15 protein-coding genes and 1 pseudogene are annotated in these 14287 nt (G+C 67.4%); 6 read left to right on the top strand and 10 right to left on the bottom strand.

The features are described 5' to 3' along the window. Positions 1-22: 22 nt before the first annotated feature. On the bottom strand, positions 23-1141 hold the full coding sequence (locus OCI36_RS07135) for a WD40 repeat domain-containing protein (protein ID WP_261664411.1): 1119 nt from the start codon (positions 1139-1141) through the stop codon (positions 23-25). 349 nt (positions 1142-1490) lie between these two features. Here OCI36_RS07135 and OCI36_RS07140 point away from each other — a divergent pair, with 349 nt between their 5' ends. After that, positions 1491-1748, top strand: coding sequence for a hypothetical protein (locus OCI36_RS07140; protein ID WP_261664412.1), 258 nt, complete (start codon positions 1491-1493; stop codon positions 1746-1748). A gap of 187 nt (positions 1749-1935) precedes the next feature. Here OCI36_RS07140 and OCI36_RS07145 read toward each other — a convergent pair whose 3' ends face one another. From OCI36_RS07145 to mutS, 4 genes are all read right to left on the bottom strand, one after another. Beyond that, positions 1936-2067, bottom strand: a complete 132-nt coding sequence (locus tag OCI36_RS07145; protein ID WP_261664413.1) for a hypothetical protein — start codon at positions 2065-2067, stop codon at positions 1936-1938. A gap of 25 nt (positions 2068-2092) precedes the next feature. After that, positions 2093-3829, bottom strand: coding sequence for a DNA mismatch repair endonuclease MutL (gene mutL / locus OCI36_RS07150; RefSeq protein WP_261664414.1), 1737 nt, complete (start codon positions 3827-3829; stop codon positions 2093-2095). Between the two features lie 89 nt (positions 3830-3918). Next, positions 3919-4341 (bottom strand): hypothetical protein, encoded by a 423-nt coding sequence (locus OCI36_RS07155; RefSeq protein ID WP_261664415.1) that lies wholly within the window; start codon positions 4339-4341, stop codon positions 3919-3921. 64 nt (positions 4342-4405) lie between these two features. Then, positions 4406-6910: a DNA mismatch repair protein MutS gene (gene mutS, locus OCI36_RS07160; RefSeq protein WP_409996733.1), complete on the bottom strand. Its 2505-nt coding sequence runs from the start codon at positions 6908-6910 to the stop codon at positions 4406-4408. 393 nt (positions 6911-7303) lie between these two features. Between mutS and rplM the strand changes: the two genes are divergently transcribed. Together rplM and rpsI are read left to right on the top strand one after the other, a co-directional pair. After that, positions 7304-7738, top strand: coding sequence for a 50S ribosomal protein L13 (rplM, locus tag OCI36_RS07165; RefSeq protein WP_261664417.1), 435 nt, complete (start codon positions 7304-7306; stop codon positions 7736-7738). Next, positions 7728-8126 (top strand): 30S ribosomal protein S9, encoded by a 399-nt coding sequence (rpsI, locus tag OCI36_RS07170; RefSeq protein ID WP_261664418.1) that lies wholly within the window; start codon positions 7728-7730, stop codon positions 8124-8126. The genes rplM and rpsI overlap by 11 nt, the downstream gene beginning before the upstream one ends. Positions 8127-8214: 88 nt before the next feature. Here rpsI and OCI36_RS07175 read toward each other — a convergent pair whose 3' ends face one another. The 4 genes and pseudogenes from OCI36_RS07175 to rplS form a co-directional block, all read right to left on the bottom strand. Continuing rightward, complete coding sequence (locus tag OCI36_RS07175) at positions 8215-9006, bottom strand: HAD family hydrolase (protein ID WP_261664419.1); 792 nt, start codon at positions 9004-9006, stop codon at positions 8215-8217. Further along, positions 9003-9812 (bottom strand): HAD family hydrolase, encoded by an 810-nt coding sequence (locus tag OCI36_RS07180; protein WP_261664420.1) that lies wholly within the window; start codon positions 9810-9812, stop codon positions 9003-9005. Before OCI36_RS07180 ends, OCI36_RS07175 begins: the two co-directional genes overlap by 4 nt. A gap of 27 nt (positions 9813-9839) precedes the next feature. Further along, positions 9840-10298, bottom strand: a complete 459-nt coding sequence (locus OCI36_RS07185; protein ID WP_261664421.1) for a dCTP deaminase domain-containing protein — start codon at positions 10296-10298, stop codon at positions 9840-9842. Positions 10299-10595: 297 nt separating this feature from the next. Continuing rightward, a pseudogene (gene rplS / locus OCI36_RS07190) lies at positions 10596-11060 on the bottom strand (50S ribosomal protein L19); the annotation flags it as partial. Between the two features lie 266 nt (positions 11061-11326). On the opposite strand from rplS, the gene OCI36_RS07195 reads away from it, so the two are divergent. Continuing rightward, positions 11327-11713: a hypothetical protein gene (locus OCI36_RS07195; protein WP_261664422.1), complete on the top strand. Its 387-nt coding sequence runs from the start codon at positions 11327-11329 to the stop codon at positions 11711-11713. Between the two features lie 135 nt (positions 11714-11848). Here the strand turns inward: OCI36_RS07195 and OCI36_RS07200 are convergent, their stop codons facing one another. Continuing rightward, on the bottom strand, positions 11849-12169 hold the full coding sequence (locus OCI36_RS07200; protein WP_261664423.1) for a GNAT family N-acetyltransferase: 321 nt from the start codon (positions 12167-12169) through the stop codon (positions 11849-11851). A gap of 266 nt (positions 12170-12435) precedes the next feature. Here OCI36_RS07200 and lipB point away from each other — a divergent pair, with 266 nt between their 5' ends. Both lipB and lipA read left to right on the top strand, forming a co-directional pair. Beyond that, complete coding sequence (gene lipB / locus OCI36_RS07205; protein ID WP_261664424.1) at positions 12436-13239, top strand: lipoyl(octanoyl) transferase LipB; 804 nt, start codon at positions 12436-12438, stop codon at positions 13237-13239. Continuing rightward, positions 13236-14255, top strand: a complete 1020-nt coding sequence (lipA, locus tag OCI36_RS07210; protein WP_261664425.1) for a lipoyl synthase — start codon at positions 13236-13238, stop codon at positions 14253-14255. Before lipB ends, lipA begins: the two co-directional genes overlap by 4 nt. The last annotated feature ends 32 nt before the right edge of the window (positions 14256-14287 follow it).

The raw sequence follows: 14287 nt of genomic DNA on the forward strand, positions 1-14287 counted from the left end.
GCTCCGTGGTGGAAAGGCAGGGTCAGCCGCCGGGCAACTGAATCACGCGCGCTCTGGCACTCTGGCTTTCGACCACCAGCATTTGGCCCCAGTTGCTGCTAAAAGTGAGGTGTAGCCACTGAATCCGGTCCGATTTCGGGAAAATCTGCTGGGTGCGGAGGTATTTGCCGCCTTTGTAGGCGTCGTAGGTCTGCACACTGCCGTCACTGAGGGCCACCGCCATAAAGCCGCCCGGCGCGAACGCTACATCGGTGACCTGCCTGCCCTGGGGCACTCCTGTTTGCAGTAGCCGCTGGCCGGTCTTCAGGTTCCACAGGCTCACGCCCTCGCCATTGCCGCTGTGGGCCACAAAATCACCGTACAGCACCGGCGCGGCTTCTGGCACCTCACCGGGGCGGGTGCGCCTGAGCGTCTGCACGTTGCCTTTGCGCCAGTTCCAGACCCGGATCTCGTCCTGGCAGGCGAGGGCGACCCGTTCGTTGTCCAGCGCAAAGTCGCGCGACAGCCCCTGCAAGCAGGTACGTGGCAGTTGCAGCGCAGAGATGCGGCGGCTCAGGTCGCTGCGCCACAGTTCCAGTTGCCGGCCTGTGCCGGTCGTGGTGGAGGCGGCAGCAACCAGAAAGTTGCCGTCGGGACGGAACTGCACGCTGTCATAGTGCCCCTTTTGCTGTTTCAGCAACTGGCCTGTACCCGCGTCCCACAGCCGCAGGGCCGCGCCGTCCGCAGCTGCCAGTCGGGTGCCGACAGGGTTGAAGTTCAGGCTGAACAGATACTCGCCCGGCAAATCACAGGACAGCGCCTTACGGAAGTTACCCTGCAGGGCCGCCACCTTGCCCGCTCCATTCCAGACCTCGGCCCCGCAGCCCGCAAAGTTGAGGCGCACACTCTGCACCTGGCCAGACGGCCGCACCTGGGTAGCACGGAACTGGGTAGGCCCACCAGTCACCCTGGCCGGCACGCTGCGAATGGCACCCTGGCGGGGAATCAACACCAGCCGCTCTTGGCCTTCCACCACAGCGCGCTGACTGTCCACGTACACGGGGCGGTAATCGGTGCCCGCACTCAGCAAGGTCACGGCGCGGTTGAAAGGCGGAGCAGGGTCAGCAGCCAGCAGACCAGTAAGCAGCAAGGAGGTGAGCATGTCTGGAAGATAGGGTAGCCTGATGATGAAAAGCTGATGAGGGATGATGTAAGAAGGTAGGCTCTTAACTTCCACGTCAACCGGTGCACTTAAGCTGACGGTATGCGCTTTCCGTATCTGCTCCTCCCCATGTTGGGCCTGCTCGCCCGCGCCGCAGCCAGAGTCTGCCGCCGCGCCGAGATCCGGCCTCTGCCCGCCGCCGCCCAGTTTTGCTGCGGTTGACCTTCCTCTTTACGCGCCCCTGCCCAAGCTGGAAGCCGCCGCCGATGCCATCGCCCTGGTTCAGCCGCAGCGCCAGAGTTTTGATGCCGAGGCAAAGAGTTGGGCGACCATGGGCCGGGTATTGAAGGTGTACAAAGACCCGGCAGGGCGGCTCAGTGGTGGCGAACTGCGCTTTCACGACAGTGGGGCCGAGGGCAACCCTGACGATGGACGACAGGCGGCGGGGCCGTTTGCGCCCATGCTGGTCTTTTTGAAGCCGTCGGGCAGTGGGCAGCGGCTGTATGCGGTGGACTGGCTGTGCCGCACGGCAGCGGGTGAGCTGGTGCAGGGCGGGGCGAATGGGGCAGCAGTGGCGAAAGAGGCGGCAGAGAACTACGGCTTTTAGCCGGCCGCCACTGCCTCCCGCTCCTGCGTTCTTTCCCCCCGCCATGCTTCCCGCATGCCGGCCAGCAGCCCTAGTGTCTGCCCAAAGGAGCTCAAGTCAAGCCAGGCAACCAGGTCTAGCCCTGCCGCGACCAGCAGGCCCAGCGCGGCCCAGGCCAGCAGGCGGGGACGGGAAGCCAGGACACGCATCAGCGCACCCGGCTGGACCGCACCACAGCGCCCAGTGGGTTCAGGCGGCCGGTGCGCCCTTCGGTGTCCAGTGTCAGAGTGGGCAGGGCAGCGAGGGCAACCGGAGCCGGCAGAGCGGCGGTCAGGGTCAAGGGGCCAGAGGGCGAATTATGAACTTTACTCTTGGCCCTGATGGCCCTGCTCCTGCTCGGCCGCGTCGCGCCCACGGGCGATGTCGCGGGCGCTGCGCCGCCCGAAGGTATGGGCCAGGTCGCGTTCGCTCAGGCGCATCACCGTGGGGCGGCCATGCGGGCAGGCCCACGGCTGGGCGCAGCGGGACAGCCCTGCCAGAACCTCTGCCCCGTTCTGCTCGTCCAGGCGGCCGGCTTTCAGGGCGGGCAGGCAGGCCAGCCGCGCCAGCAGGGTGCGCTGCACGTCCTCGTCGCTGTCACCCAGGGCAAGCTCCACCACCCGGGCATGCAGGTCAGCCACCGGCAGGGCGGCCAGCGCCGCTGGCAGCGAACGCAGCCGCGCCAGCCGCCCCCCCACCGGCCCGGCCCCGAACGGCTCGATCACCAGCCCCCAACCGGCCAGCGCCGCCGCCCGCTCTTCCAGCCGGGCGGCCTGCTCGGGGGTCAGTTGCAGCAGCTCGGGCGCCGGCAGCTCGAAAGGCGGCAGCTCGGCCACTCCGCGCTGTAACTGCTCGTACAGCACCCGCTCGTGCGCTGCGTGGCCGTCAATGACCCACAGGTCACCTTCCGCCTCGGCCAGCAGGTACAGCTGCGCGTAGACGCCCAGCAGCCGCATATCGGGGAAAGTGCCCTTGCCCCCCTGAGCCTGGCCTGGAGCCGTTTCCGCGGCCTCCGGCGCCGAAGCAGGGTCCGGCAGGCCACTCTCTTGCAGGGCCCGCAGGTCCGGCAGGGCCCGCACATGCGGCACTCCGGCCAGTGCCGCGGCCACCGCGCCGCGTACCTGTGCGGCCAGCTGCGGCAAGTCGGCCAGCGCCACCTGCTGCTTGCTGGGGTGAATGTTGGGGTTGTGCGCGGCCGGCGGCACGCTGAGATTCAGCACTGCCAGCGGCGCCGCGCCGGGTGGCAACAGTTCGGCGTATCCGTCCAGCACCGCCTGTTCCAGTTCCGGCGGGGCCTGCACCGGGCGGCCGTTGACCGCAAAGTGCAGCCGGTCGCGCCGGGCGCGGGTCAGTTCCGGCCGCGACACGGCCCCGGCAATCCCCGGTGCCTCCAGCGACAGCACCCGGTTGGCGCTGACCGGGCCGTACACGGTTGCCACCGCGCTGCGAAAGTCGCCGGGCGCGTGGGTCAGCCGCAGTTCGCCGTCCACGCTAAAGCGCCAGTGCAGCTCCGGGTGGTGCAGCACGTAGCGGCCCAGCAGCGCCGTCATCTCGCGCACCTCGGCCGCTGCCGGTGCCTGTGCCTGCCGGCGGGCCGGCATCGCCGCAAAAAGGTTCTGCACCGCCGCCGACGTGCCGGCCGGCGCCGAAGCGCGGCTGACCTCGACCGCGTCGCCGTGGGCGGTCAGCAGTGCGGCACCCACCTGCCCGGCCGGGCGGGTCAGCAGGGTGAGCGTGCCGGCCTGAGCGGCGGCCCAGAGTGCCTCGCCCCGGAAGCCCAGGGTGGCGACCTCGTCCAGCCGCCCGCCTTCCAGCTTGGAGGTGGCGTGCCGCAGCGGAGCCAGGCTCACCTCATCTGCCGGAATGCCGCGCCCGTTGTCGCGCACTGCCATCCGGCCCAGGCCGCCGCCTTCCACTTCGATGTCCAGGCGGGTGGCGCCAGCGTCCAGCGCATTTTCAAGCAGCTCGCGCAGCACATCCAGCGGACGCGACACCACCTCGCCAGCCGCAATCTGGCGGGCGACTTCGGGGGGCAGCAGTCGGATGTGGTCGGCCTGAGGCATCAGCCAGGGCAGACTAGCGCGAGAAGGCAAAGAGGAGTGTGGCGCGGGTATGTTATTTGCGTAACGAGCTGACCGGAAAAACCCAGGCCCTATCGCTGAAAGAACCAGAAGCTGGAGAAGTAGTCCCAGAGGTTGCCCAGCCGGTCCACGTCACCCCCGGCGAATTGGTCGACGTCGTGCTGCACGGTGTCCAGCATCTCGCGGTAGGGGTTGGTGTGAAAATCGGGCGGGGCAGCCGGGTCGGGTGGGTTGGCCACATCCCAGGCCTGCGCCGCCCGCTGCAAATCCTGCATGGTCTTATGGCTGACCAGACTGGGAACATAAACACTCCCACCAGAGTCATATATCCCTACGCCGTTCGTCACAAACTCATGAGGGTCGTCCTGGCCGACCTCTCCCAGCAGAGTCAGCCCCTGCTTGGCGGCCAGATTACTCACGCTCCCCGGCACGAAACAGGACGCCAGCAGCGCCAGCGTCAGCAGCAGCGGGGGCCAGGGTGAGCGGAGGTTCATGCTGCCCAGCATAAACAGGGCAAATGATGCAGGGCTGACGGCGGGAGCGGCCGCAGGCGGCGGCTCAGCTCTCCTCTGCCGCACTTCCCCGTTTCCAGCGGTGCAGCACCTCCAGCGCTTCCAGCGGCGTCAGGCGACTGAGGTCCAACGTTGCCAGCTCCTGGCGGATGGCCTTATCGTCGCCCTGCACGCTCAGCGCGGCCAGCAGTTCGGCGCTGCGCTCCACCACCTGCGTGGGCAGTCCGGCCAGCCGCGCCACCTCCACCCCGTAACTCTGGCGGGCCGCGCCGGGAATGACCTGATGGAAGAAAGTCAGGCTGCCGCCCTCTTCCTCGGCGGCCACATGCAGGTTGACCAGCCCCGGCAGCTCGGCGTCCAGCCGGGTCAGCTCGAAATAGTGCGTGGCGAACAGGGTGTGCGCCCCGCAGCGGTGCAGGTGTTCCAGCGCCGCCTGGGCAATAGCGAGGCCGTCCAGGGTAGAAGTGCCGCGCCCCACCTCGTCCAGAATCACCAGGCTGCTGGAGGTGGCCCCGTGCAGGATGGCGGCCAGCTCGGACATTTCCACCATGAAGGTGGAGCGCCCGCCCGCCAGGTCGTCACTGGCCCCGATGCGGGTGTGAACGGCGTCGTAGACCGGCAGCGCCGCCGCCTCGGCCGGCACGAAAGCGCCGATCTGATGCAGCAGCGCTGTCAGGGCCACCGTGCGCAGGTAGGTGCTTTTGCCGGCCATGTTGGGCCCGGTCAGCAGCAGGATGTGGCGGCCCTGGCCCAGCGCGGCGTCGTTGGGCACGAAGCTGCCGGCCTGCCCCGCCTGGGCCAGCGCGTATTCCACCACCGGGTGCCGCGCCTGGGTCAGCGTCAGGGCGCCGTCCTCGCTGAGCTGTGGCCGCACCCAGCCGCGCCCAGCAGCCACCTCAGCCAGCGCCGCCAGCACGTCCAGCTCGGCCAGGGCGCCGGCCGCTTCGGCCAGGGCGTCGGCGTGCAGGGCCAGCGTGGCCCGCAGTTCGGTAAACACCTGCAGCTCCAGCGCCGCCGCCGCCGCGTCCAGCCGGGCAATCTCGCGCTCGCGCTCGCGCAGGTCCGGGCGGGTAAAGCGGGCCCGGTCCTTGAGGGTCGCCACCTGGTGATAATCGGGCGGCACTCGGTCCAGCTGGGCGCGGGTCACTTCCAGGTAATAGCCAAACACCTGATTGAAACCCACCTTGAGGCTCGGAATGCCGGTGCGCTCCCGCTCACTGCCTTCCAGGTCGGCCAGGTAGGCGCGGTGCGCCAGAGCTTCGGCACGCAGGGCGTCCAGCTCGGCGCTATAGCCTTCCCGGATCAGGCCGCCCTCGCCGGCGCGGATGGGCGGCTCGTCTACCAGCGCGCCGCGAATGGCCTGCACCACGTCCGGGAGCGCTTCCAGCCGGGCGCGGACGCCGCTCAGCAGGCCGCCCGGGGCCCCGGCAGACTGCGGGCGCAGCAACTCGGCCACCTCGGGCAGCAACTCCAGGGTGCGGGCCAGCGCCGCTACCTCACGCGGGGTGGCCCGGCGGGTAGACACCCGCGCCGCCAGCCGTTCCAGGTCGTGGGCGCGGTAGAGCAGCGCCCGCACGCCGGCCCGCAGGTCAGGCTGCCGGACCAGCGTCTCCACGCTGTCCTGCCGGGCGGCAATGCTCAGAGCGTCCAGCAGCGGCGCCCGCAGCCAGGCCCGCAGCCGGCGGCGGCCCCCGGCGGTGCGGGTGTCGCTCAGCACGTCCATCAGGCTCAGGCCCTGCGGCGAATTGGGCGCAAAGACTTCCAGCGCCCGCAGCGTGCTGTCGGGCAGCGCCATGTGGGCCCCCGGCTGAAAGCGGGTCAGTCGGCGCACCATCTCCAGCCGGCCCTGCTGCGTCAGCCGGGCGTACCCCAGCACCGCGCCGCAGGCCCGCCGCAGCGCCGGCGAATCCAGGGTGCCCGGCACCTCGCCCAGCACTGCCTGCAACTCGGCCGCGGCCGCCTCTTCCCCGAAATTGGCCGGCGACAGCATCACTGCAAAGCGGCTCTGAAAGTCGGCCAGCAGGGCACCATTCTCCGAGAGCTCCGGGGCCAGCAAAACCTCGCGGGTACGCCAGCGCGAAAGCTCGTCGTAGAGCGCCGTGCGGGTATGAAAGGCGGCGCAGCGAAACTCGCCGGTAGACACGTCCAGCAGGCTCAGGGCGTAGCCTTCGCCGGTCGCCACCGCCGCCAGATAGTTCTCGTCGGCGCCCAGCCAGCGCGCGTCGGTCAGAGTGCCGGGGGTCAGCAGCTGCGTCACCTCGCGGGCCACCAGTCCGGAGCCGGGTTCTTCCACCTGATCGGCCACCGCCACCCGCACCCCCTGCGCCAGCAACTTCTCGATCTGGCTGTCCAGCGTGCGGACCGGCACCCCGGCCATCGGCGTCGAGAAATCCTTGCTGGATTTGTGGGTCAGCGCCAGGCCCAAAAGCCGCGCGGCCCGCTCGGCGTCTTCCCCGAACGTCTCGTAAAAATCGCCCACCTGAAACAGCAGCAACGCGCCGGGAAACTCCTCCTGGACCTCATCGCGCATGGAAACGTACTGCTGCAGCATCGGCGGCAGGGTGCCGTTGCCGGTGCCTTTGAGGGTCTGCGCCGGAATCCGAGCCGGAGACAGGTTGGACGTTTTGGACGTTCTGGAGCGGCCAGCAGGCATTGCCCGATGCTAGCAGGGGGCCCTAGGAGCGATGGTCGGCCGCCTCGCCTTCGGGGAGCGTGGCCCGGAAAACAGCCGCCGCCTCCCGCCTTGCCCCGCTCCCCAGGGCCTGATAGACTCACCTTTAGTGTTTCGCGCTTGGTAGGGCCGAGACGCCGGGCCGGCACCCGGAGGTTTCCCGCTTGGACACTTCTGCCCCGAAGTGCTAGCGACGTGCAAACCAACCGCCAACCCTATCTGCCATCCGGCAAGCCCGGAGCGCAGAAATCCCCTAAAGCACTGGAGTACAAGGTGAAAACCTACATCCCCAAAAACGATGAGCAGAACTGGGTCGTGGTGGACGCCGCCGGCGTTCCCCTGGGCCGCCTGGCGACGCTGGTCGCAAGCCGTATCCGCGGCAAGCACCGCCCCGACTTCACCCCCAACATGATCAACGGCGACTTCGTGATCGTACTGAACGCCGACAAAGTCGTGCTGACCGGCAAAAAGCTGGACGACAAGGTGTACACCCGCTACACCGGTTACCAGGGCGGCCTCAAGACCGAAACCGCCCGTGAAGCGCTGGCCAAGCACCCCGAACGCGTCATCGAACGTGCCGTGTACGGCATGCTGCCCAAGGGCCGTCAGGGCCGTGCCATGCACAGCCGCCTGAAGGTCTACGCCGGTGACAAGCACCCCCACGCCCCCCAACAGCCCCAAGTGATCGAGGTTCAAAATGGCCGATAAGACTGAGCAGTTCTACGGCACCGGACGCCGCAAGAGCGCCGTGGCCCGCGTGTTCCTCCGCCCTGGCGAAGGCAAGATCACGGTGAATGGCAAGGATTTCCAGAGCTACTTCCAGGGCGTGCTGCGCGCTTTCCAGGCCCTGCAGGGCTTCCGTGAAACCGGCACTGCCGGCCGCTACGACACCGTCATCACTGTCAAAGGCGGCGGCCCCAGCGGTCAGATCGACGCCATCAAGCTGGGCATCGCCCGCGCGCTGGTGCAGAGCAACCCTGACTTCCGCACCCAGCTCAAGCCCCAGGGCCTGCTGACCCGCGACGCCCGCGAAGTCGAGCGTAAGAAGTACGGCCTCAAGAAGGCCCGCCGCGCGCCCCAGTTTTCCAAGCGCTAATTTTTCAGCCCAGGTGTCCAGCCCCCGGCTGGCGCTTACGCAAAACCCCGCCCAGGTGGCGGGGTTTTTTGTGCCGAAAAAGAAAAGTTCAGAGGTCAACCAGCAGGCTATCCAGCCAGGCTACCAACTCATGCGGCCCGGCAATGCTCTCGTCGGCGTAATCGTGCAGCAGCGGCAGGGTGCCCGACTGCACCACGTATCCGGCCACCTTGAACATGGCGATGTCGTTGTCGCTGTCCCCGAAGGCGACTGTGCGGGCCAGCGGGATTTCCAGCGCCTCGGCCAGCAGGGTGATGCCGGCTCCCTTGTGGGCCCCACGGGGGGTCACCGTCATCATCTGGCCGTAGGGTGGCTGGGCGCCGGTCACAGTCAAATCCGGCCAATGCTGCCGCAGGTGCGCGGCGTGCGCGGCCACACCCTCATGAAAGAAGTTCACCTTCTGTACCCGCCCGCGCGGCACCTCGGCGGTGGGGCGGGGGCTACGGGCCAGCTGCTGGGCAGTGGGCACCTGATCTTCTGGCAGGTCCACGTACATCTGCCCGCCCGAGAACATCACCAGCCGTGCGCCGGGCATGGCGTGGTCCAGCACTGCCGCCAGTTCCTCGTCGCTGAAGTAGAGGACCTGCTTCACCTCACCGCCCACCGTGACCTGCCCGCCGTTCTGGGTGGCGACCGCGTCGAAAGAAATGGCGTCTTCGATACCGGGAGGCAACACGTCACGCCCGGTAATGGCGGCCAGCCGAACACCGCGCTGTTGCAGTCGCCCCAGCGCCGCAGGCAGGTCCGGCGGCAGCTGTGGGTCGCCGTCGGGCACCAGGGTACCGTCGAAATCGAAAGCCAGTAGCAGCGGCAGTCCCTGTGGACGTGGCCGCCCGCTCATGCCTGCGCCTCCAGGCTGTCGGCCAGGTGGTCCAGCCACGCTCCCAACTCGGCCGGTCCAGCCAGCTGCTCGTTGGCATGCTGGGCCAGCAGCGGCAAGGTGCCCAGCTGCACCGCGTAGCCGGCCACTTCAAACATGGCGATGTCGTTGTCGGTGTCGCCAAACACGGCGGTGCGGGACAGCGGCACCTTCAGCGCCTCTGCCATCCGGGTCAGCGCCGCGCCCTTGTGTGCCCCGCTCGGCGTCACGGTGAGGTACTGCTCGTAAGGTGGCTGAGCGCCGGTCAGCACCAGCTGTGGCTGACCAGCCCGCAGCCGCGCGGCGTGCCCAGCTACTCCTGCGTGGTGCAAGCCCACTTTTTCAATCACCTGCCCGCGTGCCTCGGCCAGCGGCCGGTAGCCACGGGTGGCAATCCAGCCGGGCAGCTGGCCTTCTGGAGGCGGGTCCAGATACAGAGTGCCGTCGGAATACAGAATCAGCCGCGCCCCTTCCAGCTCGTGGGCCAGGATGGCTTCCAGTTCTTCGGGGGTAAAGCTCGCCGAGGTGTGCAGCTCTCCTCCAATCACCACCCGGCCCCCGTTCTGCGAGGCCAGGGCGCTGAAGGGAGCAGCCTGAGCAATAGCTTCCGGCACCAGATCGCGCCCGGTAATCACGGCCAGGTGCACGCCCAGGCCGTGCAGACGCCGCAGCGCCTGGGCTGTTTTCACCGGCACCTCGTTGCCAAGTTCTGGCACCAGGGTGCCGTCCAGATCGAAAGCCAGCAGCAGCGGCAACTCCGCAGGCCGGCGGTGGGAAGGTGATGTCATAACAGACAGTCTATTGACTGGAGGGGGTCAGCGGCCGGTGTGTCCGTAGCCGCCAGACCGCACTTCGCCGCTGCTGAAGCCGTCGTCGCCGTCGGCCAGCAGGTACGGCATGAATACGCCCTGGGCAATGCGGTCGCCGGCGTGGGCCTCGAACGGCTCGGCGCCCAGGTTCCGCAGCGCCAGCACGATGTTGCCGTCGTTGTCCGGGTTGCCATAATAGTCGGCGTCCACAATCCCCACCGTGTTGGCCAGCATCAGCCCCCGCAGACCGGCGCTGGACCGCACGTAAATCTGAAGCACCTCGCCCGGCTGCATATACGCCTTGACATCGGTGGCCACCCGCACCAGTTCGCCAGGCAGAACCGTCAGGTCCACCGGCGTCACGAAGTCGTAGCCGGCCGAGTGCCGGGTGCCGCGCCGGGGCAACTGTACCTCGGCGGCCGGGTGCTGACGGTGCGGCTCCGAAACAGGCTGAAATCCACGCATACCCCTGAGTTTAAAGGGCGAAAGCACCAGGGGGCTTCAGGCGCAGCCCTACCCGCCAAAAGAAAACCCCGCCCCCCCAGAAGGAGGCGGGATCTTCAGCAAAGGGCAGAAGGGGCTTCAGGCCTTGTCGGCGGCGGCTTCGGCACCAGCTTCACCGGGAGCGGCCTCGGCGGCTTCGTTATCGGTGGCAGCCGGAGCGTCGGTACCGGCTTCGCCGCTCTGGTCGTCGTTCTGAGCGTTCTGCTCGGCTTCGGCCTGAGCGCGGGCTTCGGCTTCGGCGGCAGCCTGAGCTTCAGCTTCGGCCTGGGCGCGGGCTTCCAGAGCGCGGGCTTCGGCTTCACGGGCGGCGGCGTCGGCCTTGGCCTTTTCTTCCTTGGCGACTTCGGCGTCCTTCATCACGCGGTTGCGGTCGGACTTGATGCGGGCGGCCTTACCGCGCAGTTCACGCAGGTAGTACAGCTTGGCGCGGCGCACCTTACCGCGTTCCAGCACCTGAATGGAGTCCAGGCGGGGGCTGGAGAAGGGGAAGACACGCTCCACGCCTTCACCGAAGGAGATCTTGCGAACGGTAAAGCTCTTGCGGCTGCCCGAGCCGTTGATGGCAATCACCACGCCGTCAAAGGCCTGGTTACGGGTGCGGTTGCCTTCCACCACTTTGGTGGTGACGCGGATGGTATCGCCGGGCTGGAAGCTGGGCAGGCCCTGGCGGATGTGGGGCTGCTCGACGGCGCGCAGGATGTCGCCACGGTTCACTTTGGTCATAAAAACTCTCCTCTTGGGTCAGCGGACTGTCTCTGAAGTGGGATTTGGGGTGTTCCGGCCGGTAGGACGCCCGGGGAAGGGCAGCGCTCCCGGCAGGCCGAGACATTCTTGACAGAACGCACCCACGCTCGCGACGCGGGGCAGACCTTCCTACTATACGTGGGGACAGGACCAGGCTCAAGGGGAAGCGCGGCAGCGAAGGAGCGCAAGAAAAGGCCGAGGCCACCGCATCAGCGCGGGACTGCAACTTTTTTATGCTGAGAGGCATGAAACTGCAACTCCTTGGAATGACCGCCGCCGCCCTGCTCGTGTCCAGCGCCGCTGCCGAAAGCGTGACGGCCGCTGTCCGCAGCGAAGCCAATGCCCTGTCGCGCCAGTACACTGGCAAAGTCTGCCGCGCCGACTACGACCTGGACACCGAACGCTACGGCCGGCAGCTGAACACCCAGCAGCTGAAGGCCCGGCGCACGGCGATCTACAACGACTGGAAAGAAGACCTGGCCGAGGACGCCCGTGAGGACGGCGACACCTACAAGATCGGTTACGAAAACAACCGCATCTGGGCCTGGCAAAAGGACCGCAAAGGCAAGACCGAGTTCAAGGTCGTGACCCTTAGCGCGGCTGGCGAGCGCGAGCTGAGCTGCGACCTCTGAGGCGCCAGGGCCTTTAGGCCCTCCCCCCTGCCCCGCTGAAATAGCGGCAGGGGACTTTTTATGGAGCGGTGGTGCCGCCCGCCTTCTAGTTTTCAGGCTCCAGCGCACTCCGGGACAGGCAGGCCCATCAGAGCGTTAACCAGTAGCGCTGGATGGGTTTTTTCTGCTGAGGCACCCTGACTTCGCCTTCCAGTACGCCAGCACGCGCTCCAGCCCAAGCTCCCGCGCTCGTTCCAGAGCCAGCCGTAAGATCAGTGTTCCGTAGCCTCTGCGCTGCTGGCTGGGCCGGATTTCGTAGCCGATGTGACCACCAGACTCGCGCAAGTGGTCATTGAGCGTATGGCGAAGAGACACGCGGCCCAGATAAGTTTTACCCTCGACCAGCCAGCGGTACTCGCTGTGGACGAAGCCGGCAGGTGGCTCGGCAGGTGGCTCAAAGCGGGTCAGATGCTGCAATACGCGGTCAAAGTCGGCGCTGATTTCGTCTATGTTCCACGTCAGCGTGTCACCTAGGCCGCTACCCGTTGCCTGAGCCTCTTGTACAGCTTCCAGAAAAGAGGTTTGATACTGCGCGGAAGGTCTGACCAGTTGAGGCAGGGGCCAGTGGAGTGGAGGCCGGCCCCGATTCACCACTGGGCCTAAGCCGCTTCACCATCCCAGGCTGTCGGTCAAGCTGGACAGCGCTACCAACCCGGCCCCGGCGCGGTCCTAGAATGCCAGGCGTGACCCTGACTTCTGTAACCTCTCCGCCGCCCACCGGGGGCCGGCCGTTCGGCGTGCTGGACCTGGGCGCCGTGCCCTACCGCCAGGCCTGGGACCTGCAACATCAGCTGCACGAACAGGTGGCGGCGGGCGGCACGCCCACGCTGCTGCTGCTGGAACACCCGCCGGTGCTGACGCTGGGCCGCAAGGCCCGCGAGGGCGAGAATATTGTGGTCACACGCGAGTATCTGGCCGGGCAAGGCATCGAGGTGCTGGAGGTGGAGCGCGGCGGCGACGTGACCTACCACGGCCCTGGGCAGCTGGTGGCCTACGCCATTTTTCCGGTGGGGCGGCGGGTGCGCGACTTTCTGCGGCTGCTGGAAGCCGCCACCGTGGCGGCCCTGACCGAGCTGGGCCTGGCCGACGCCCGCCCCAATCCCGGTTACGCCGGCGTGTATGTCTCGCCGCGCGACGTGAACGGCCTGAGCCGCAACCAGAAAATCGCTTCTATCGGCGTGGCGGTCAAGCGGAACGTGGCGCTGCACGGCATCGGGCTGAATGTGAGCACCAACCTGCACCACTTCGACCTGATCGTGCCCTGCGGCCTGAGCGACACCCAGATGACCAGCGTGCAGCGCGAATACGACTTGCGCGGCCTGGGGCGCAGCGCCAAGATGGACGAAGCCAAACACGCCCTGATCCGCGCTTTCAACGCTACCTTTCAGGACTACGATTTCAGCCTGCCCGCCGCTTTCCCGTCTCCAGAATCTTCCTCCCAGGGGCCCGCTCAGAAGGGGCCTGCCCAAAAGGAGTCCTTGCAATGACCCAAACCAATGACCCGGCCACCAACTCGGCTACTCCCCAGCAGAAGGAACCCACCTTCATCAAGAACGGCATCTACCGCAAAGGCAGTGTCAAGACCCGCGACAAGAAGCCCGAGTGGCTGAAAGTGCGCCTGCCCACCGGCGGCGTGTACGGCGAGGTGCGCTCTATCGTGAAGGAACACGGGCTGCACACTGTCTGCGAGGAAGCCATGTGCCCCAACATCGGGGAATGCTGGTCGCGCGGCACCGCCACCTTCATGCTGATGGGCCACATCTGCACCCGCGCCTGCAAGTTCTGCGCGGTGGACACCGGCAACCCGCGCGGCCTGCTGGACCTGAACGAGCCGCAGAGCGTGGCTGAAAGCGTGAAGCTGATGGGCCTGAAATACGTGGTGCTGACCTCGGTGGACCGCGACGACCTGCCCGACGGCGGCGCCTACCACTTCGCCAAGACCATCACGGCCATCAAGCGGCTGAACCCCGGCACCCGCGTAGAAAGCCTGACCCCCGATTTCGGCGGCAACAAGGCCTGCGTGGAACTGGTGCTGGACACCGGCGTGGACACCTACGCCCAGAACCTGGAAACGGTGGAGCGGCTGACCCACCCGGTGCGCGACCGCCGCGCCGGGTACTGGCAGACCATCGAGGTGCTGCGCCACGCCAAACAGTACCGACCCGACGTGGTCACCAAAACCTCCATCATGCTGGGCCTGGGCGAAACCCGCGAGGAAGTCACCCAGGCGATGAAGGACCTGCGCGCCGCCGGGGTGGACGTGGTGACTTTCGGGCAGTACCTGCGCCCCACCCAGCACCACCTGCCGGTGGAGCGCTACATCTCCCCGGCCGAGTTCAACGAAATCCGCGACGAGGGCCTGAGCCTGGGCTTCTTGGAAGTGGTCGCCAGCCCGCTGAGCCGCTCCAGCTACAAGGCCGAGCAGGTCTTTCAGGAGGCCGACGAGGGAGGTCTGCCGGGGCACCTAAAGCACCTGGAAGGCAGCGAACTGAGCGTGCTGTGATGGCAGGTTCCGGCTCTGGCACCCTCAGAGCC

It is taken from the genome of Deinococcus sp. Marseille-Q6407, assembly GCF_946848805.1.
Classification (GTDB): Bacteria; Deinococcota; Deinococci; order Deinococcales; family Deinococcaceae; genus Deinococcus.

What these genes read in the sequence shown, in the direction of transcription:
- rpsI (WP_261664418.1), top strand. Translation starts at nt 7,728, where the DNA reads ATGGCCGATAAGACTGAGCAGTTCTACGGCACCGGACGCCGCAAGAGC.
- OCI36_RS07180 (WP_261664420.1), bottom strand. Translation starts at nt 9,812, where the DNA reads ATGACATCACCTTCCCACCGCCGGCCTGCGGAGTTGCCGCTGCTGCTG.
- mutL (WP_261664414.1), bottom strand. Translation starts at nt 3,829, where the DNA reads ATGCCTCAGGCCGACCACATCCGACTGCTGCCCCCCGAAGTCGCCCGC.
- mutS (WP_409996733.1), bottom strand. Translation starts at nt 6,910, where the DNA reads ATGCTGCAGCAGTACGTTTCCATGCGCGATGAGGTCCAGGAGGAGTTT.
- OCI36_RS07175 (WP_261664419.1), bottom strand. Translation starts at nt 9,006, where the DNA reads ATGAGCGGGCGGCCACGTCCACAGGGACTGCCGCTGCTACTGGCTTTC.
- lipA (WP_261664425.1), top strand. Translation starts at nt 13,236, where the DNA reads ATGACCCAAACCAATGACCCGGCCACCAACTCGGCTACTCCCCAGCAG.
- OCI36_RS07185 (WP_261664421.1), bottom strand. Translation starts at nt 10,298, where the DNA reads ATGCGTGGATTTCAGCCTGTTTCGGAGCCGCACCGTCAGCACCCGGCC.
- OCI36_RS07135 (WP_261664411.1), bottom strand. Translation starts at nt 1,141, where the DNA reads ATGCTCACCTCCTTGCTGCTTACTGGTCTGCTGGCTGCTGACCCTGCT.
- OCI36_RS07195 (WP_261664422.1), top strand. Translation starts at nt 11,327, where the DNA reads ATGAAACTGCAACTCCTTGGAATGACCGCCGCCGCCCTGCTCGTGTCC.
- OCI36_RS07155 (WP_261664415.1), bottom strand. Translation starts at nt 4,341, where the DNA reads ATGAACCTCCGCTCACCCTGGCCCCCGCTGCTGCTGACGCTGGCGCTG.